This window comes from Enterobacter sp. FUJ80071, from assembly GCF_038739915.1.
In the GTDB taxonomy this organism is placed as follows: Bacteria; Pseudomonadota; Gammaproteobacteria; order Enterobacterales; family Enterobacteriaceae; genus Enterobacter; species Enterobacter kobei.
In genome coordinates, this window is sequence record NZ_JBBXKH010000001.1 from 592,045 (window position 1) to 611,046 (window position 19,002).

A 19,002-nucleotide genomic window follows, 5' to 3' on the forward strand; every position below is an offset into this window, starting at 1 on the left:
AACTCCTTCTGGACATTTTTTATACCACGTCAGGGAACCGTCTGGCAGCGCTTCATTAGGAACCGTCCGGATATACCCAACTTTACGTCCATAGCCAGTCATGTTGACTACCCTTAATACCCTAAGCGGTAAAACATGGAGATTCGATATGGCTTATCAGACAGTAAATCCTGCCACTAACCAGCTCATCAAAGAATACCCCTCACATACCGACGCGGATATTGAAGCGGCCCTGAAGGCGGCTGATGCGCTTTACCATTCTGACTGGGCGAAAGGCGACATCAACCAGCGTCTCCCGGTGTTGCATAAGCTTGCCGACCTGATCGACGAGCGCGTGGACGATCTGGCGAAAATTGCCAGTCAGGAGATGGGTAAGCTCATCGAGCAGAGCCGCGGCGAGGTGAAGCTGTGCGCACAAATCGCCCGCTACTACGCCGACAACGCGAAGCAGTTCCTGGTGCCGGTGAAGTATCCCTCTGAACTTGGGGAAGCGTGGGTGGAGCATCATCCTATCGGCGTACTGATGGCCGTTGAGCCGTGGAACTTCCCGTACTACCAGCTGATGCGCGTTCTGGCGCCGAACCTGGCGGCGGGGAACCCGGTCATCGCCAAACACGCCAGCATTGTACCGCACTGCGCTGAGACCTTTGCCCATCTGGTACGCGAGGCGGGTGCGCCGGAAGGGGCGTGGACCAACCTGTTTATCTCGTCCGATCAGGTGGCGAACATCATCGCTGACGATCGCGTCCAGGGTGCCGCGCTGACCGGTTCCGAAAAAGCCGGTAGCGTCGTGGCCGCACAGGCGGCGAAGCACATCAAGAAATCCACGCTGGAATTGGGCGGTAACGACGTCTTCGTGGTGCTGGATGACGCCGACCTCGAAAAAGCGGTGAAGACGGGGGTCAGTGCGCGCCTCAACAACGCCGGGCAGGTCTGTACCGCGGCGAAGCGCTTTATCCTGCATGAAAAGATTGCGGATGCCTTCCTGAGCAAATTCACCGAGGCGTTTAAGCAGGTGAAGATTGGCGATCCGCTGGACGAAAGCACCACGCTGGGACCGCTGTCGTCTAAAGATGCGCTTGAAACGCTGACCAAACAGGTTAACGAGGCGGTGAAAAACGGTGCGACGCTGCACTATGGCGGTAAACCTGTTCAGCGTGACGGCAGCTTCTTCGAGCCGACGATTCTGACGAATATCTCTCGCGACAACCCGGCGTATTTCGAGGAGTTCTTCGGTCCGGTGGCCCAGATGTATGTGGTGAAAAACGACGACGAGGCCGTCGCCCTGGCGAACGATTCACACTATGGCCTGGGTGGGGCGGTATTCAGTCAGGATATCGAGCGCGCGAAGAAAATGGCGTCGCGGATTGAGACCGGGATGGTGTACATCAACTGGCTCACCGATACCGCGCCAGAGCTGCCGTTCGGCGGCGTGAAGCGCTCCGGTTATGGACGCGAGCTGTCGGATCTGGGGATCAAAGAGTTTGTGAACCAGAAGCTGGTGGTGGTGCGTAAATAACGTCATCGCCTTTCTTCCCGGGTGGCGCTGCGCTTACCCGGCCTACAAAACCCGTAGGCCCGTGCAAGCGTAGCGCCGCCGGGCGAAACGCGCAATACAGCCTTAGAAGGACACACCACCGCCCACGTATGCGCCGTCAATCAGCGTGTGGCCAGGACGACCGTCTTTGCCATCAACGCTCACGTGGCGGTAACCCACTTTCAGGGTCAGCGGCGTGACAGGCGTCCAGCTTACGCCGCCGTTGGCTTCCACGTAGTTTTTCACGCTGTTGTTCAGGCCTTCAGGCGCAACGTAACCTTCGCCATAGACATGGATGCTGTCAGTCAGCGCAACGTTTACGCCGCCACCAATCGGGAACGCCACGCCGTTATCGCCTTTTTTCGGGCCGATGTAGATCGCCTTCGCGCCTGCGTTCAGCATGACCGGGCCCACTTCCAGGTTGTAGCCTGCGCCTACGCCACCGGTCTGGGTACCGTCATCGGTGTTTTTGAGCCAGTTGCTTTCGGCGTACAGGCCGGATGAGGATTTGCCCATTTCCAGATTGAGGTTAGTAAAGTTTTTACCCTGCTCAACGCTACCGCCCATGGCCAGTGCGGAACCAGAGAGGGCGGTCAGTGCAGAAAGAAGAAGGATATTCAGTTTTTTCATGTTTCGTGCCTCATCATCAAATTAATCTGGAGGCACCATAACAAGCGATGTTTATGACTGCAAATGTGATGCAAGTCGCTGTTTTATGCTGGTTTTGTTAAATTTAATTTATTTAATGTTGCGTTTTTGTTTGATTGAACGGGAGTCAACGCGTGATTTTCAGGCGTTTAGAAGCCGTTTAGTTTTTTGACTAAATATAAACTGAACGAGGACGGGATAGTGACTGAAGGTGTAATAATGGAGTTTCTAGAAATTCCCAAAAATATTTCAAAAATCACATAAAACAACAAAGATTTACACTTATGGTGGTGAAAACACGTCCTCTCGCGTAGGCGCCTTTCCCTGCGATGTCATTTTTCTGACACGTTTGTTCATTACGTTGTTGGCTTCTCTTACTGGATGCTAACAATATGAAAAGAAAAATCATTCCTGTGCTGGTTGGTTGTGCGTTCTCTTTCTCTGGCCTGGCGGCACAGCCCACGGCTGAACGCTATGTCGTCAGCTTTCCTGAAGGCTCACACGTCAACTACAGCGGCGCGTTCGCCAGCGCATTTCCGAACGGACTCCCGGTGGGCATTGGCTCTGGCCTGCTGTTTACGGGTAAGCAGGGCGATGCTCTGACCTTTGCAACCGTGACCGATCGCGGTCCAAACGCCGATGCGCCAAAAATGGGTAAAAATGAAGCCAAAATTTTTGTCACGCCGGATTTCGCGCCGCTGCTGATGACCATCCGCGTGCAGAACGGTAAAGCAGAAGCGACGGATGACCGCCCGCTGCATGACGATAAAGGCGAGATTAACGGTCTGCCGCTGCAAAGCGGCGTGATTGGATCCACCAATGAGGTGGCGTTTAGCGACACCCTAAAGACGCTGAAGGGTGACAACCGCGGGCTGGATACGGAAGGCATCACGCCGGATGGCAAAGGCGGCTACTGGCTGTGCGACGAGTATGGCCCGTTTCTGATTAACGTCGACAGTAAAGGGAAAATCCTGGCGATCCACGGCCCGCAGGCGGCGGAAGGGGAAAAGTCGATCGCGGGCGGTCTGCCAAACGTTATCAAATGGCGTCAACCGAACCGGGGCTTTGAAGGCCTGACCCGTATGCCGGACGGGCGCATTATCGCCGCGGTACAAAGTACGCTGGATATCGACGGTAAAAGCAAAAAGCAGGCGCTGTTTACGCGTCTCGTGAGCTTCGACCCGGCGACCGGCAAAACAGCGATGTACGGCTACCCTATCGACAGCGCGGCCTACAGCAAAAACAGTGATGCCAAAATCGGCGACATCGTGGCGCTTGATGACCAGCATATCCTGCTGATTGAGCAGGGCAGCGATAAAAATGACGGGATGCGTAACCTTATCTACAAGGTGGACCTCAGCAAGGCGAGCGACCTGAGCGCCTTTGACAAGCCGGGCGAGTACCCGGAGTTTGATGATGAGAAAACCCTGAAGCAGCGCGGCATTACCCTTGCGGCAAAAACGCAGGTCGTTGATTTGCGCGCGCTGGGCTGGCAGCAGGAGAAAGCTGAAGGGCTGGCGCTGATCGACAGCAAACGGCTTGCCGTAGCGAACGATAATGACTTTGGCGTGAAGGTGGCGATGCAAAATCCGGTCGAGGGCAAGAAGCTCAAGGATTATCGGGTGAACGCGGAAGGCAAGCTGACGCTGGATGATAAACCGGTTGAAACCACGCTTAGCGTGAAGCCGCTGAAGAAGCCGGAGTCGGATAGTGAGCTGTGGATTGTGACGCTGCCGGAGGCGTTGAAATAAGTTTAGGCACCCCTCAACCTTCCCCTCTCCCCACGGGGGAGAGGGGAAGCAGGGCGGTTATTTTTTCAGATCTGCAAACGCCGCGCGAATCTCTTCCTCCGGCAGCTGTATGCCAATAAATACCATTACGCTACGCGGCGCTTCATCGCCCCACGGGCGATCCCAGTCGGCGCTGTATAAGCGCTGCACGCCCTGGAACAGCAGGCGGTTCGGTTCGCCGTCGATCCACAGCATCCCTTTGTAGCGCAGCAGTTTGTCGGCAAATGACAGCAGCAGGTTCTCCATCACGCGGGAGACCTCGCTGATATCCACCGGGTAATCCAGCTCCACCACAATCGACGTCACGTCGTTTTGCTTGTCTCCCATAAAGTGGAAACGCGGTTTCGTGGTGACGTTCTCTTCCAGCATAAAGCCGTTGGTGTTGAACAGCTGTGAAAGGTCGATATCGCCGTGCGTCACGGTGTAAATCGGCGCGCGGGAGTTAATGCGGGTCAGACGTTCACGCAGTTTCTCGCTGTCACCCGCCACGTCGGTTTTGGTCAGCAGGATGCGGTCGGCGTAGCCCACCTGAGACTGGGCGATGGTGAACTGGTTCATCTGATCGTTGGCGTGAACCGCATCGACCAGGGCGATGACGCCGTCCAGCAGGTAGCGCTGGCAAAGAATGTCATGGGAGAAAAAGGTCTGAATAATCGGGCCGGGGTCGGCCATGCCGGTGCATTCAATCACCAGGCGGTCGAAGTCGATTTCACCGCGATCGCGGCTGTCGAGCAGATCCAGCAGGGCGTCTTCCAGCTCGTTTGAGCGGGTACAGCAGATGCAGCCGTTGGTCAGGGTTTTGATCTGCGTGGCGCGATCGCCAATCAATTGATCGTCCACGGAGACTTCACCGAATTCGTTTTCGATGACGGCGATCCTGAAGCCGTGCTGCTCGTTCAGGATGTGGCGCAGCAGGGTGGTTTTACCGGCGCCGAGGAAACCGGTCAGCAGGGTGACGGCAATCGGGGTCATGTTCTCTCCTTTAGCAGCAGCGGACGCCGCCTTCTCCACTTCCACCGTAGCGTGCTTCCTGACGCTCGCGGAAGAATTCAGTGTAGGTCATGTACGGTTTATCCGGATGGTTGGTCTTCATATGCTCAACGTAGTTGTCATAGTCCGGAATACCAATCAGCATTTTTGCCGCCTGACCGAGGTATTTTTTCGCTTCGCCTAAGTTACCAAACATAATGCATCCTGATAAGACAAAGCCCGGTGGCGCTACGCTTACCGGGCCTACAGTACCGTTGTAGGGCGGGTCAGCGTAGCGCCACCCGCCATTTTTTTTAATGGTGTGAAGAGGTCTTCACGCCGCCTTCCGGCACCGGCACGTACGGCGTTTCTTTATCCGTACGGCCTTCGGCGTTACGCACTTTCAGCCAGGTTTTGATACCGTAGAAAATGATGCTGTACACCACCACCAGGAACAGAATGCTCAGACCTGCGTTGGTGTAGTTGTTCACCACGATATGGTTCATGTTGGCAATCTGCTGCGCGGTCAGATCTGCGCCGCCTGCGGCAATCTTCTCTTTGTACTGGTTCGCCATGAAGAAGAAGCCTTCCAGCTGCGGGTTGGTGCTGAACAGCTTCAGGCCCAGCGCCCAGGTAGTGCAGAGCAGCAGCCACAGTGCAGGAATGACGGTCACCCAGATGTATTTGGTGCGTTTCATTTTCACCAGTACGACGGTGCCAAGTACCAGGGCCACAGCGGCCAGCATCTGGTTAGAGATACCGAACAGCGGCCAGAGGCTCTTCACGCCGCCGAGTGGATCAACCACGCCCTGATACAGCAGGTAACCCCACAGGCCTACGCAACCCGCAGTGCCGAGCACACCCGCCACCAGAGAGTCGGTTTTCTTCAGGAACGGCACGAAGTTACCCAGCAGGTCCTGCAGCATGAAGCGGCCCGCACGGGTACCGGCATCCAGCGCGGTGAGGATAAACAGCGCTTCAAACAGAATACCGAAGTGGTACCAGAAGCCCATGTCTGCCCACGGCAGCACTTTATGGAACACATGTGCGATACCGACAGCCAGCGTCGGTGCGCCACCTGCGCGGTTCAGCACGGACGGTTCGCCGATGTCTTTCGCGGTCTGCATGATCTGCTCAGGGGAGATCACGAAGCCCCAGGAGCTGACGGTCGCTGCCGCGTGGGCGCTGGCATCCTTCAGCTGGGCCATGATCAGCGCGGTATTTTCGCCGCCCATCTCATGCAGGTTTGGCATGGTGATGCCCAGACCCGCAGGCGGGGTGTTCATTGCGAAGTACAGGCCCGGTTCGATGATAGACGCCGCAACCAGCGCCATGATCGCCACGAAGGATTCCATCAGCATCGCGCCGTAACCGATAAAGCGCGCATCGGTTTCGTTGGCCATCAGCTTCGGCGTGGTGCCGGAGGAGATCAGCGCGTGGAAGCCAGACACGGCACCACAGGCGATGGTGATAAACAGGAACGGGAACAGCGCGCCTTTCCACAGTGGGCCGGAGCCGTCAATGTACTGAGTCACCGCCGGCATTTTCAGCTCAGGGTTGATGATTACAATCCCGATAGCCAGCCCGACGATAACCCCGATTTTCAGGAAGGTCGCGAGGTAATCACGTGGTGCCAGAATCAGCCATACCGGGAGCAGGGCGGATACAAACGCGTAACCAATCAGTGCGAAGGTGATGGTGGTGTCCTTAAAGGTCAGCGCCGGGCCCCAGTAAGGGTCATGCGCAATGACGCCGCCAAAGTAGATAGAGGCAACCAGCAGCACGATACCAATCACGGAGACTTCGCCCACGCGCCCCGGGCGCAGGAAGCGCATGTAAATGCCCATGAACAGCGCAATCGGTACGGTAGAGCAGACGGTAAACACGCCCCACGGACTTTCGGCCAGCGCTTTCACGACGATCAGCGCCAGCACCGCGAGGATAATGATCATAATCAGGAAACAACCGAACAGGGCAATGGTGCCCGGCACGCGACCCATCTCTTCTTTGATCATCTCACCCAGCGACGAACCGTTACGGCGTGAGGAGATAAACAGCACCATAAAGTCCTGCACCGCGCCCGCCAGCACCACGCCCGCCAGCAGCCAGAGCGTACCCGGCAGGTAGCCCATCTGCGCGGCCAGTACCGGGCCGACCAGCGGGCCAGCGCCTGCAATGGCGGCAAAGTGGTGACCAAACAGCACGTAGCGGTTGGTTGGCACGTAGTTCAGGCCGTCATTGTTAATGACCGCCGGCGTGGCGCGCGTTGGGTCGAGCTTCATGACCTTCTGCGCGATGTATAAGCTGTAGTAGCGATAAGCCACAAGATAGACGGAAACGGACGCGACGACGATCCACAGGGCGCTGACGTGTTCGCCCCGGCGTAATGCGACAACCGCCAGACAGAAAGCACCGAGGATCCCGAGTAAGGCCCAGGGCACGTGCTTAAGTAGTTTTTTAGTATCCATAGTAAGACCTGGTTTTTTATGTAAAGAAAAAAGGGTCAAGGTTCGTTGTGAGGAGGTATTGAGTAATGCTGGAGCGATCGTGCCAGATCCTCGCGCGTGTAAAGGTGGGTAAATGAATGAGTGGTTGAAAGTGACGGGTGAGCGGTCAAAGGAAGCGGCGAGTGGTTAAGGCTCGCCGCCGCTGGAGGAAATTATGTGATTGAGATCACGTGGTTATCCGGGCTGCGCGCCATCGCCAGATAGTTTTCCAGCGTTTTAACCAGTTTCTCCTTCAGCCAGTTCGGCTCCAGGATTTGAATGTTCGGCAGCCAGTAGAACAGCAGCGGCAGGATCTGGTTCTCGTGTGCCGCCCGGCAGCGCAGCGTGATACCGCCGCGTTGTTCTTCCAGCAGCTCTTGTTCCGGCAGAAGATCCCGGCGCAGGAAGTAATGTGAAATATTATCTTTAATGAATATTTTCACTGTGAAAGTATCTTCAGACACCCACGGATCAAGGCTTTTTTCCAGGAGCGCGCGGACATTCTCTTCAGGGGTAAAAAGGGTTTTCTGAATATCAAACCAGCGAATCTGACTCAATGAAAAGGATTTAAGCCGACTATTTTCGGTAGCTTGTAAATACCATATATTTTTTTTGTTAATGAGTTTATAGGGATTAATCAGGCGGGTTTTACCCTTATAAACGATCTGGCAAACATTATGGTTATTAATAGATTTCTCAATTTTCGCTAAATGACGGCTGATATCACGTTGTACCGTGTGCTCTGCGTCGTTACCAAGGATAAGAATATGATTTTCGTCAACGCGTGTTTCCAGCTTTTGCCAGAATTCCGTATTTCTTTCAGGGAAAAAGTTATCTGCATTCAGGAAGTTAGCCAGTGTGTGATGTAATCCTTGTCCGCCGGGAGATTGTGCGGAATGGATCAGCCGATATAGCCCGTTACCGGTATGTTCAACGATAGGAGAGAGCGCATTTAAATCCCGGTAGACGGTACGCTCGGTAATTTTAAATTTGGTCATTAGCGCACTGCGGTTTACCACACCGTTTAAATGTAGCTCAACCAGAATATCGACCAGACGTTCAGCCGAGCGGCTCCGCGTCGTTTTAGCCATAAGGTCATCCTGTATATTAGGTATGCGCTGAATGAAGCGGGAAGCACTGACCAGAGATGTCAGTATTCAGGCACAGAAAATTTATCTTATGGTTGTATAACGGCGTGATTTAGCGGAAACCTTAGGAGTTTTTGCAGAAAGTGGCGCTGGCCGAAAAAAAGGCCAGCGCGCGGGAGAATTACGCGGTGGCTTCCACCTCCATCATGACCGGGTGGAAACGGCGTTTGAAGTAGATCAGGCCGTGTCCTGCATCACTCAAAATGATATTTTTAATTTCAACAAGATACACCAGATGCGTGCCGATGGTTTGCACCTGGCTTATCTCGCCTTCCAGGCTTGCCAGCGCACCTTTCAGCATCGGCTGCGCCAGCGGGCCTTTCTGCCAGCAGGAGAGGGCAAAGCGCTCCTCCATTGTCATACCGGTCATCCCGGCGAAGTGGCGAGCCATGATCTCCTGCTCGTGGTTCAGCACGTTTATGCACAGTCTGCCGTTGCCCTGGAATACCGGGTTCATGGCGCTGTTGGCGTTGATGCACACCATGACCGACGGCGGGGTGTCCGTAACCGAACAGACTGCGGTGGCGGTAATGCCGCAGCGGCCCGCTTCCCCCTCGGTGGTGACGACATTGACTGCGGCCGACAGGCTGGCCATCGCGTCGCGAAAACGCAGGCGTTCTTCTGATTGCATTGAAACCTCCCGCTGCGCTATTTCAGCAGCTTATCCAGCATGTTGATATCGCTGTTGTTGTGCAGGTGCGGCACCGTCCAGCCGTGTTGGTCGTATTCGGACATACAGCGGTCGACCATCGCCATCATTTTGTCCATGTTGCCGGAGCTCTGCGCCTGGCGCAGACACTGCAGGCGAATTTCATCCTGGCTACCGGAGTAGTTGATCTCATACAGCTCGTGACGGCCGCCAAACTCGCTGCCAATGGCATCCCACATCAGCTTCAAAATCTTGATGCGTTCGACGTGATCCATGCCGTTGGAGCCGCGCACGTATTTCGCCAGATACTGGTCAATCTGTGGGTTATTCAGGTCCCGCGCGCTGGACGGCAGATAGATCAGCCCGCTGGTGACGTTACGTTCGATAATATTCTTAATCTTCGCGTAGGCCATCGGGGCCATCACGCGGTAGGTCTGTAGCGCCGCGTGGTCCGGCAGATACGCGCCATTGACCCACGGCGTGGCTTCAGAGCACATGGAGTCGCTCAGCGCCCAGAACATATTGCGCCAGGCCACCACCTCGCCGAGATCCGCCTGTACGCCGCGGAATTCAAGGGTGCCGGTACACTCCAGCGATTTTTTCAACAGGGCGGTGATGAAGTCGAGCTTCACTGCCAGGCGCACGCATGCCTGTAGCGGATACATCCGCGCAAAGCCACCTTCCATCGTCCAGCGACGACAGCGGTCGAAATCGCGGTAGATCAGCACGTTTTCCCACGGGATCAGCACATGATCCATCACCAGGATCGCGTCGTTCTCATCAAAGCGGCTGGAGAGCGGGTAGTCATACGGGGAGCCGGTTGCGCCAGCCACCATCTCGTAAGAGGCACGGGAGATGAGCTTGACGCCTTCGGCATCCATCGGTGCGACGAACATCAGCGCAAAGTCCGGGTTTTCGCCCATCACCTGCGCGGAGCCGAAGCCGATCATGTTGTAGTGGGTCAGCGCCGAGTTGGTTGCCACCACTTTCGCCCCGCTGACAACGATCCCGGCGTCGGTCTCTTTCTCCAGTTTGATGTAGACGTCTTTCACCTCATCCGCCGGTTTGTGGCGGTCGATAGGCGGGTTAACGATGGCGTGGTTGAAATACAGGCCGGTTTCCTGAATGCGGGTGTACCAGCTGCGGGCGTTCTGCTCGAACTGACCGTAGAAGGCCGGGTTGGCACCGAGCGCGCAGCCGAACGCGGCCTTATAGTCCGGCGTGCGCCCCATCCAGCCGTAGCTGAGGCGTGACCATTCGGCGATAGCGTCGCGCTGCTGGCGCAGGTCGTCGGCGCTTTTCGCCACGCGGAAGAACTTGTGGGTGTAACCGCCGCTGCCGGTGTCGGTGCCCCAGCACAGCGTGTCCTGCATGTCCGGCTTGTGCAGGGCGTCGTACATCTGCGCGATGGAGGCTGCCGCATTGCGAAACGCCGGATGGGTGGTGACGTCTTTGACGCGCTCGCCGTAGATATAAATCTCACGCCCGTCCTGCAGGCTTTTTAAATACTCTTCACCGGTTAACGGACGTTTGGCATCGGCGCGGAAATCTTCAGGCTTCATAGGGACCTCGTATCGGAATGGTTATGTTAAATTTATGTTTTGTTTTTGTTGTTTAATTGAAGCCTGAGAGGGGCGGAACGTGAAGGGACGATTGGGACAACGGCGGGTACTTTTCGGGTGGGATGTGGATTTGTGATCTGTGCGGCTTTTCGGCGGGTGGCGCTGCGCTTACCCGCCCTACGAACCGTGATGCGTTCAGGAAACCGGTACTTTCTGCGCCCGATATGCGCTTGGCGAGCACCCCACTAAGCGGTTAAAAAAGCGGGCGAAATAGGCCGGATCTTTAAACCCCAGCTGCCAGGCAATCTCGCTGACCGCGCTGTCGGAAAAGAGCAGCAGCCGTCTGGCTTCCCGCAGCTGTCGGTCGAAGATCAACCGCTTCGGCGGGCGGTTGGCGAAGCGGCGACAGATATCGGTTAGCCGGGATTCGGTCAGGTGCAGTTCGCTGGCGTATTCCGGCACCGTCCAGTGCTGGTGGTAGTGCGTGTCGATCAGTTGGGTAAAGCGCTGGAACAGCTTCAGCTCGCCGCGCATACCGCCTGAAGCGTGATCGTCGAGCTTCGCGTTGCGCAGCAGCAGAGTGAATACGGCCTGCGCCAGCAGAACCAGCGTATGCTCGCGGCCCGGCAGCTGTTCCATGGACTCCCGGGCTATCAGCTGCCAGTAGTGTTTCAGTGCCGCCAGTTCATCAGGCTTGTCGGCCAGCGACAGGCAGATCCCCGGCAGACCAAACGCTTCCCGGGTGCCGGGGTAGAGCACCTCCAGCAGCGGCCAGATCAGATCCTCGCGCACCGTCAGCACGTGCCCGTCGCTGTCGGATTCGGTAATAAACGCGTGCGGCACCGACGGCGGCGTGAGAACGAAAAGCGGGGCCTGCACCGAGTAACGGTGATCGTCGAGCTGGAGTTCAATCTGCCCGGTATCCAGAAAGTGCATCTGAAAATACTGGTCGTGACGATGCGCCTGCATGTCGCGGCCAAAAAAGGCCGCCATGCGGGCGAACGACTGGTAGTGCACATCGTCGGTGCCCAGACTTTCGTCGTACTCCTTGCTGATATCAATGTTGGCGATAGGGCTCTGGCACATGATCGTTCCTCTGTTGATCCCGCTGCGTCATCGGAATGCGCGTCAGCACCAGCGCGCCGACCACCAGCAGCCCGGCCACAAACCACAGCCCGGAGCTGAAGCTGCCGGTCGCGTCGCGCAGAATGCCGATCAGCAGCGGGCTAACGGCAGAACCCACGTTGCCGATGGCGTTGATCACCGCCAGTGCCACCGCACGGGACTGCAGGCTAATCACCCGATCTGGCGTGGTCCAGAATATCGCCATGGCGGTAAATGATCCGGTTGAGGCCATGATGATGCCAAGCAGCTGGATCAGGCTGTGATCGGTGGCGGAGGCCAGCATCCATCCCGCCGCCGCGAACAGGTACGGCAGGATGGTGTGCTTTTTTCGCTCTTTCAGCCTGTCGGATCGGCGGCTCCACCAGATCATCCCGAGGATGGTGCAAAACTGCGGGATCGCCGCCAGCAGGCCAATGACGATATTGCTGCTGCCGGTGTTAAAGCTCTGCAGGATCTGCGGCGTCCAGATGTTGATCGCGCTCAGCGTGTTGGTCAGGCAGAAGTAGGCCAGCGTATAGAGCAGCACGGCGGGCGTCAGCACTTCTCGCAGCGTCGAGCGCGGCGTGACGGCGCGGGCAATGGCGACCTCCTGCTCGCGGACGATCATGGTTTTCAGCGCCTGCTTTTCGTCCTCATCCAGCCAGGTGGCCTGATCCGGCGTGTCGTTAAGGTAGAACCAGGTTACTACCCCGAGCACCACTGACGGCAGCCCTTCCAGCAGGAACAGCCACTGCCAGCCCTTCAGGTTCCACAGCCCGTCCATCGCCAGAATGTACCCGGAGAGGATTGAACCGAGCATCATGGTGACCGGCATGGCGATCATAAACAGCGCGTTGGCGCGGGCGCGGTGATAGGCCGGGAACCACCATGTGAGATAGACCAGGATCCCCGGCAGGAAACCGGCTTCGGCAATGCCCACCAGCATGCGCAGGACGTAAAGGGTTTCAGGGCTGGTGGCGAACATGGTGCAGGTGGAGGCGATGCCCCACACCACCATGATCCCGGCGATCCAGCGCCGCGCGCCGATCTTCGCCAGCATGATGTTGCTTGGGATCCCGCACAGCACATAGGTGACGTAAAACAGGGTTGCGGCCAGGCCAAACATGGTGGAGGTGAGGCCGAGATCTTTACCCATCGTCAGTCCGGCAAAGCCGATGTTGATGCGGTCGAGAAACGAGAAAACAAACAGGATAAAGAGAAACACGATTAAACGTCGGAACAGCTTGTTAATGGCGCGTTGTTCAACAGCTTTATTATCATGGGTTTGCAGGGTAGAGGTCGTCATGATGCGCTCCAGATCTTACGTTTAGTAGACGGATTTATTGTTATTAACTGACGTAACCGGTTGTTCGATAAAGCGTGCAGCCAGCGCTTCCGCACCGCGGGCGAGCAGGGTAGTGTCGACGCCGACGGCGACAAACAGCGCGCCGAGGTCGAGATAGCGTTTTGCCAGCGCCTCGTTTGCCATCAGGATGCCGGGGGCTTTGCCCGCGCTCAGGATCTGCGCGATCGCCTGCTCGATAGCGGCCTGGACCTCCGGGTGCTGCGGATTACCGGCAAAGCCCATGTCGGCGCTGAGATCGGCCGGGCCGATAAACACGCCGTCGACGCCTTCCACGTCGAGGATCTGCGGCAGGTTTTTCAGCGCCTCACGGGTTTCGATTTGCACCAGTACGCACATGGCGTCGTTAGCCTGCTGCAGATAGTCCGGAATGCGGTTCCAGCGCGACGCTCTTGCCAGCGCGCTGCCGACGCCGCGAATGCCCGCCGGTGGGTAGCGGGTGGCACGTACCGCCAGCCGCGCTTCCTCGGCGTTTTGCACCATCGGCACCAGCAGGGTTTGTGCGCCGACGTCCAGCAGCTGTTTGATCTGCACCGGATCGTTCCACGACGGGCGCACCACCGGCTGGCTCGGATAAGGGGCGATGGCCTGCAATTGGGTTAAGACGGTTTGCACGCTGTTCGGGGCGTGCTCGCCGTCGATCAGCAGCCAGTCGAAGCCTGCCCCGGCCAGCAGTTCGGCGCTGTAGCTGCTGGTGAGCCCCAGCCATAAGCCGATTTGTGGACGGCCCGCTTTCAGCGCCGCTTTGAATGCATTCTGCATGATTGTCTCCTTACACAAAGCGGCAGCTGATGGAGCCCATGTTGCCGTAGTCAACGTGGAAAGTGTCGCCTCTGCTGGCGGGCACCGGGCGGGTAAACGAGCCGCCGAGGATGATCTGCCCCGGCTCAAGCTGCACGTCGTACGGCGCCAGCTTGTTCGCCAGCCACGCCACGCCGTTCGCCGGGTGGTTAAGCACGCCAGCGGCCACGCCGGTCTCTTCGATCACGCCGTTGCGGTAGAGCAGGGCGGAGATCCAGCGCAGATCCAGCTCGTCGGGCTTAATCGGGCGACCGCCGAGGATCACCCCCGCGTTGGCAGCGTTATCGGAGATGGTGTCGAACACCTTGCGCGGGCGCTGGGTTTCCGGGTCAACGTTGTGGCAGCGGGCGTCGATCAGCTCCAGCGCGGGAATGACGTAATCCGTGGCGTTGTAGACGTCGAAGATCGTGCAGTTCGGGCCGCGCAGCGGTTTTGCCAGCACGAACGCCAGCTCTACTTCGATGCGCGGGACGATAAAGCGATCGACGGGGATGTCGCTGCCGTCGTGGAAAAACATGTCGTCCAGCAGCGCGCCGTAGTCCGGCTCGCTGATCTGCGAGCTGGCCTGCATCGCTTTGGAGGTGAGGCCGATCTTGTGACCTTTCAGCACGCGGCCTTCGGCGATTTTCAGGTTTACCCATTCGCGCTGAATGGCGTAGGCGTCGTCAATGGTGATCTCCGGGTAGTCCAGCGAGATCGCGCGGATCTGCTCCCGGGTTTGTTCCGCCTGATGCAGGCGGTGGGCGATCAGGGTATGGGTGTGTTTATCGAGCATGGCGATATCCTGTTGTATTGTTTCCTCCCTCTCCCCGTGGGAGAGGGCCGGGGTGAGGGCATCAGGCCGCTGAGATTTCCCTCACCCTAACCCTCTCCCAAAGGGAGAGGGGACAGATCGAGCGGTATTACTTAAACAACGCGTGCACGTTGTTTTGTTTGTAATTGAGCGTCGGGTGCAGTTCGTCCAGCTCGAACGACAGCGCCAGATAGCGGGCAGCCATCAACGCCGCAAAGTGCGCTTTGATAAGCCCAAACAGCATTTCCCCCACGGCTTCCCGACTTTCCAGGCTGCGCCCGGAACCGATCTTCAGCGTCATATGCACAAAGGCGTAATCCTGCTTACCGTCGGCCATCTGCCAGGTATCCAGCCAGTGGGCGCGGCTGCGGATACCGCCGATCGGGAAGATGCCCGTGGCGGCCAGCGCCTCGTTCACTTTGGCGAACAACCCCGGCAGGTCTGCCTGCTCGCGGATGTTGTCGGTACATTCAGCAATAAAGTGCGGCATGGTGGCTCCTCACGCGGGCAGGGGGAAAACGGCGTTAACCTGGCCGGTGCCGGAGCTGGCGAACAGCTCGGTGAGAAACTCCACCTTGCCGTCGTATTTGTCCCAGCCGAGCATGCCCAGCAGCATCACCGTGTCATGCATATTGCCCTCGCCGTAGCAGTAGTCGGCGTATTCCGGCAGCATGCTGCAGAATTCTTTGAACTGCCCCTCGCGCCACAGCTTCACCACGCGCTCGTCCATCTGGCGGTCAAACTCGCGGGTATAGCTGTTCATCCCTTCTTCCGCGCGCTGGTCGTCGATAAAGCGGTGCGACAGTGAGCCGCTGGCGAGCACCGCCACGGTGCCGTCGTATTTTTTAATGGCGCTGACGATGGCCTCACCGAGTTTGCGGCTGTCGGCGAAGTCGTGAACGGTGCAGAACGCCGAGATAGAGACCACTTTGAAGTGTTTATCCGGGTTCATGTAACGCATCGGCACCAGCGTGCCGTACTCCAGCTTCAGGCTCGGGATGTTGTGCGCCTTGGCGCGCACGCCGAGCTTCACCGCCTCGTCGGCAATCAGCTGGCCGAGCGCCGGGTTGCCGTCGTAGTCGTAAGTCATGTCGCGGATAAAGTGCGGCAGTTCGTTGCTGGTGTAGACGCCTGAAAAATGGTCCGCACAGTTGATGTGGTATGCGCTGTTCACCAGCCAGTGGGTATCGAAGACGATGATGGTGTCCACGCCCAGCTCGCGGCAGCGCTTGCCGATCTCTTTATGCCCGTCGATGGCGCCCTGACGGCAGCCGTAGTTTTTCCCCGGCAGCTCGGAGAGATACATTGACGGGACGTGGGTGATTTTTGCCGCTAACGCTAATGTACCCATGATCAAATCCCCCATTTTGGAATCGGATGGTCGCCCATGGAGATGCAGACGTTCTTCATCTCCGCAAACACCTCGAAGCTGTACTCGCCGCCTTCGCGCCCGGTGCCGGAGGCCTTCACGCCGCCAAACGGCTGGCGCAGGTCGCGCACGTTCTGGGTATTGACGAACACCATGCCCGCTTCGATATTGCGCGCCAGGCGCAGCACTTTGCTGACGTCCTGGGTCCAGATGTACGACGCCAGGCCGTACTCCACGTCGTTCGCCAGGCGCAGACCTTCCGCTTCATCCTTAAAGGGCAGCAGGCAGGCCACCGGCCCGAAGATCTCCTCCTGCGCCACGCGCATGCGGTTGTCGACGTCCGCCAGTACGGTCGGGCGCAGGAAGTTGCCGCCTTTTAGATGTGCAGGCAGGTCGGTCGGTTTGTCCGGGCCGCCCGCCAGCAGGGTCGCGCCTTCTTCAATGCCGAGGCGAATATAGCCAGAGACTTTCTCCCAGTGCTGTTGGCTGATGAGTGCCCCAATCTGGGTGGTCGGATCGGTCGGGTCGCCCACGCGCAGACGGTTGGCACGCTCCGCAAAGCGTTTGACGAACTCCGGGTAGATGCTCTGCTGGATGAAGATGCGCGAGCCCGCGGTGCAGCGCTCGCCGTTGATGGAGAAGATGGTGAACAGGGCAGCATCCAGCGCGCGCTCGATGTCCGCGTCTTCAAAAATCAGCACCGGGGATTTGCCGCCCAGCTCCATGGAATACTTCTTCAGCCCGGCGTTTTTCATAATATTGCGCCCGGTGGCCGTGCCGCCGGTAAAGGAGACGGCGCGCACGTCGTGATGACGCACCAGCGCATCGCCTGCCGTCGCGCCGTAGCCCTGCACCACGTTGAGTACACCCGCCGGAATGCCCGCCTCCAGCGCCAGCTCGCCCAGACGGTCGGCGGTCAGCGGGGAGAGTTCAGACATTTTCAGTACCGCGGTATTACCCAGCGCCAGGCACGGGGCGACCTTCCAGGTGGCGGTCATGAACGGCACGTTCCACGGTGACACCAGCGCGCAGACGCCCACCGGCTGCACCAGGGTGTAGTTGAGCATTTTGTCGTCAACCGGGTAGGTTTTGCCGTTCATCTGCTGACACACCTCGGCGAAAAACTCGAAGTTGTGCGAGGCGCGCGGGATCAGCACGTTTTTAGTCTGGTGGATCGGCAGGCCAGTGTCGGCGGTCTCCATAGCGGCGATCCCGGGCACGTTCTGATCGATTAGATCGCCCAGACGACGCATCAGCCGCGCGCGTTCCTTCATCGGCAGGTTGGCCCATTTTGGAAACGCCTCTTTCGCGGCGGCTACGGCCTGATGGATTTCGGCTTCACCGCCGGAAGCCACTTCGGCCAGCACCTCGCCGGAGGCCGGATTGGTGGTGTGGAAATAGTCGCTTCCCGCCACGTTTTTGCCGTTGATCCAATGGTTAATTTTTTTCATTTTGCCGTCTCCTCACTCACAATTCGGTTTACCAGGCGTCCTACGCCTTCCACTTCCACCACCACTTCATCCCCCGGCACCACGTCGGACAGCCCCTTCGGCGTGCCGGTGGCAATCATGTCGCCCGGTTGCAGGGTCATAAAATCGCTCAGGTAGGCAATCAGGAACGGGATGCTGAAAATCAGATCCGCCGTCGTGCCAAGCTGTCGCAGTTCGCCGTTAACGAAGGTGCGCAGGGCGAGGTTGTGTGGGTCGGGAATGGCTTCTTTTGGCACGATGTTTGGGGAAATGGGGGTCAGCCCGTCGCGGCTTTTCACCCGCAGGTTTGGGCGGTAGTAGTTCTCGAGATAGTCGCGGATGGCGTAGTCGTTGCAGACCGTATAGCCCGCAACAACGTCCATCGCCTCGGCTTCACTCACCTTGCGGGCGGTTTTGCCGATGACCACCACCAGCTCCGCTTCGTAGTGCATGTAGTCGATGTTGTTCGGGCGCACCGAGGTCTGGTCGTCACCGTTGAAAGTGTTCGGCGCTTTGATAAACACCAGCGGCTCGGTGGGGGGCTTGAAGTCCAGTTCGCTGGCGTGGTCGGCGTAGTTCAGGCCAAGGGCGAACAGCGTGGCGTGCGGGGGCGTGCGGTGAGCGATAGCGACGTCGCGTTCGTCCACCACCGGGTTTTCCAGCGGCGGAAACCCTTTTGCCAGAATGCGTACCCGGTCTCCAGGGCGGATTTCGACGCGGCTGTGCGGGGTGCCGAGCAATATCGCATCGCCGGGATTAAGGGTCGCGAACTCACTCAGGGCGCTCAGCAGCTGCGCGGCGTTGCGATGCAAATCGGCCGTATTCCAGTGGTCCGCCTCGCGGCCGTTAATCTCGGTGATGAGGGTCAGGTTATCCACGTTATCAACGTTGACCAGCTCGCCCAGCGGGCAGAATCCGTCCCGGCATTTCGCCTTGATCGCCGGGCGGTAGAAGCTCTCTTCCGGCAGACTCACCTCGTTGGCCAGCGCATATCCGGCAATGTACGCCGCCGCGTCTTCCTCGCGCACCTTGCTGGCCGTTTTGCCCACCACCAGCGCGACCGTTGCGCCGCTTAGCACCGTTTCACCCTGCGGGAAGGGAATGGGATCGCCTGCGCGGATCACGGTGTTATGCGGTTTGATAAACCATACTGCCGTTTTCGGCGGCGTGTTGTAGGGGGCTTTTTCAAACGCCTCAGCCCAGGCATCGCGCTGGCTTTGATGATTCAACGCGACGGCAAAAACGGTACCTTTCATTCACCTGCTCCTCACCCCGGCAGTCCGGGTTATGATTTCATTAATATGTTAATGATCT

The 19,002-nt window shown here is 58.0% G+C and carries 17 protein-coding genes; 2 read left to right on the forward strand and 15 right to left on the reverse strand.

The annotated features are described in order from the left end of the window. Window positions 1-148: 148 nt before the first annotated feature. Window positions 149-1,519 carry an NAD-dependent succinate-semialdehyde dehydrogenase gene (locus tag AAER43_RS02800; protein WP_050863198.1) on the forward strand — a complete coding sequence of 457 codons (1,371 nt, stop codon included), beginning with the start codon at window positions 149-151 and terminating at the stop codon, window positions 1,517-1,519. A 102-nt stretch (window positions 1,520-1,621) separates the two neighbouring features. Here the strand turns inward: AAER43_RS02800 and AAER43_RS02805 are convergent, their stop codons facing one another. Next, complete coding sequence (locus AAER43_RS02805; protein ID WP_023331942.1) at window positions 1,622-2,167, reverse strand: YfaZ family outer membrane protein; 546 nt, start codon at window positions 2,165-2,167, stop codon at window positions 1,622-1,624. 410 nt (window positions 2,168-2,577) lie between these two features. Between AAER43_RS02805 and AAER43_RS02810 the strand changes: the two genes are divergently transcribed. Beyond that, window positions 2,578-3,936, forward strand: coding sequence for an esterase-like activity of phytase family protein (locus AAER43_RS02810; protein ID WP_050863199.1), 1,359 nt, complete (start codon window positions 2,578-2,580; stop codon window positions 3,934-3,936). 57 nt (window positions 3,937-3,993) lie between these two features. Here the strand turns inward: AAER43_RS02810 and yjiA are convergent, their stop codons facing one another. The 14 genes from yjiA to hpaG form a co-directional block, all read right to left on the reverse strand. Beyond that, window positions 3,994-4,947 carry a GTPase gene (yjiA, locus tag AAER43_RS02815; protein ID WP_023331944.1) on the reverse strand — a complete coding sequence of 318 codons (954 nt, stop codon included), beginning with the start codon at window positions 4,945-4,947 and terminating at the stop codon, window positions 3,994-3,996. A 10-nt stretch (window positions 4,948-4,957) separates the two neighbouring features. Next, window positions 4,958-5,161, reverse strand: coding sequence for a YbdD/YjiX family protein (locus tag AAER43_RS02820; RefSeq protein ID WP_003856610.1), 204 nt, complete (start codon window positions 5,159-5,161; stop codon window positions 4,958-4,960). Window positions 5,162-5,258: 97 nt separating this feature from the next. Further along, a complete protein-coding gene (locus AAER43_RS02825; protein ID WP_050863200.1) occupies window positions 5,259-7,412 on the reverse strand; it encodes a carbon starvation CstA family protein in 2,154 nt (717 codons plus the stop codon). Window positions 7,413-7,603: 191 nt separating this feature from the next. Further along, the gene (locus tag AAER43_RS02830; protein ID WP_023338986.1) at window positions 7,604-8,521 is read right to left on the reverse strand and encodes a WYL domain-containing protein; all 918 of its coding nucleotides are present in this window, start codon (window positions 8,519-8,521) and stop codon (window positions 7,604-7,606) included. A 178-nt stretch (window positions 8,522-8,699) separates the two neighbouring features. After that, the gene (locus AAER43_RS02835) at window positions 8,700-9,209 is read right to left on the reverse strand and encodes a 4-hydroxyphenylacetate 3-monooxygenase reductase subunit (RefSeq protein ID WP_014882409.1); all 510 of its coding nucleotides are present in this window, start codon (window positions 9,207-9,209) and stop codon (window positions 8,700-8,702) included. A gap of 17 nt (window positions 9,210-9,226) precedes the next feature. Further along, window positions 9,227-10,789: a 4-hydroxyphenylacetate 3-monooxygenase, oxygenase component gene (gene hpaB / locus AAER43_RS02840; protein ID WP_023331946.1), complete on the reverse strand. Its 1,563-nt coding sequence runs from the start codon at window positions 10,787-10,789 to the stop codon at window positions 9,227-9,229. Window positions 10,790-10,984: 195 nt separating this feature from the next. After that, window positions 10,985-11,875, reverse strand: a complete 891-nt coding sequence (gene hpaA, locus AAER43_RS02845) for a 4-hydroxyphenylacetate catabolism regulatory protein HpaA (RefSeq protein WP_014882411.1) — start codon at window positions 11,873-11,875, stop codon at window positions 10,985-10,987. Further along, the gene (gene hpaX, locus AAER43_RS02850) at window positions 11,847-13,199 is read right to left on the reverse strand and encodes a 4-hydroxyphenylacetate permease (protein WP_050863201.1); all 1,353 of its coding nucleotides are present in this window, start codon (window positions 13,197-13,199) and stop codon (window positions 11,847-11,849) included. The genes hpaA and hpaX overlap by 29 nt, the downstream gene beginning before the upstream one ends. 21 nt (window positions 13,200-13,220) lie before the next feature. Next, on the reverse strand, window positions 13,221-14,018 hold the full coding sequence (hpaI, locus tag AAER43_RS02855; RefSeq protein ID WP_014882413.1) for a 4-hydroxy-2-oxoheptanedioate aldolase: 798 nt from the start codon (window positions 14,016-14,018) through the stop codon (window positions 13,221-13,223). Window positions 14,019-14,028: 10 nt separating this feature from the next. Next, window positions 14,029-14,832: a 2-oxo-hept-4-ene-1,7-dioate hydratase gene (gene hpaH, locus AAER43_RS02860; RefSeq protein WP_050863203.1), complete on the reverse strand. Its 804-nt coding sequence runs from the start codon at window positions 14,830-14,832 to the stop codon at window positions 14,029-14,031. A gap of 127 nt (window positions 14,833-14,959) precedes the next feature. Next, a complete protein-coding gene (locus tag AAER43_RS02865; protein WP_014882415.1) occupies window positions 14,960-15,340 on the reverse strand; it encodes a 5-carboxymethyl-2-hydroxymuconate Delta-isomerase in 381 nt (126 codons plus the stop codon). A gap of 9 nt (window positions 15,341-15,349) precedes the next feature. Further along, complete coding sequence (gene hpaD / locus AAER43_RS02870; protein ID WP_050863204.1) at window positions 15,350-16,201, reverse strand: 3,4-dihydroxyphenylacetate 2,3-dioxygenase; 852 nt, start codon at window positions 16,199-16,201, stop codon at window positions 15,350-15,352. Window positions 16,202-16,203: 2 nt separating this feature from the next. After that, a complete protein-coding gene (hpaE, locus tag AAER43_RS02875; protein ID WP_050863205.1) occupies window positions 16,204-17,670 on the reverse strand; it encodes a 5-carboxymethyl-2-hydroxymuconate semialdehyde dehydrogenase in 1,467 nt (488 codons plus the stop codon). Continuing rightward, on the reverse strand, window positions 17,667-18,944 hold the full coding sequence (gene hpaG, locus AAER43_RS02880) for a 4-hydroxyphenylacetate degradation bifunctional isomerase/decarboxylase (protein WP_023331949.1): 1,278 nt from the start codon (window positions 18,942-18,944) through the stop codon (window positions 17,667-17,669). Before hpaG ends, hpaE begins: the two co-directional genes overlap by 4 nt. Window positions 18,945-19,002: the final 58 nt, after the last annotated feature.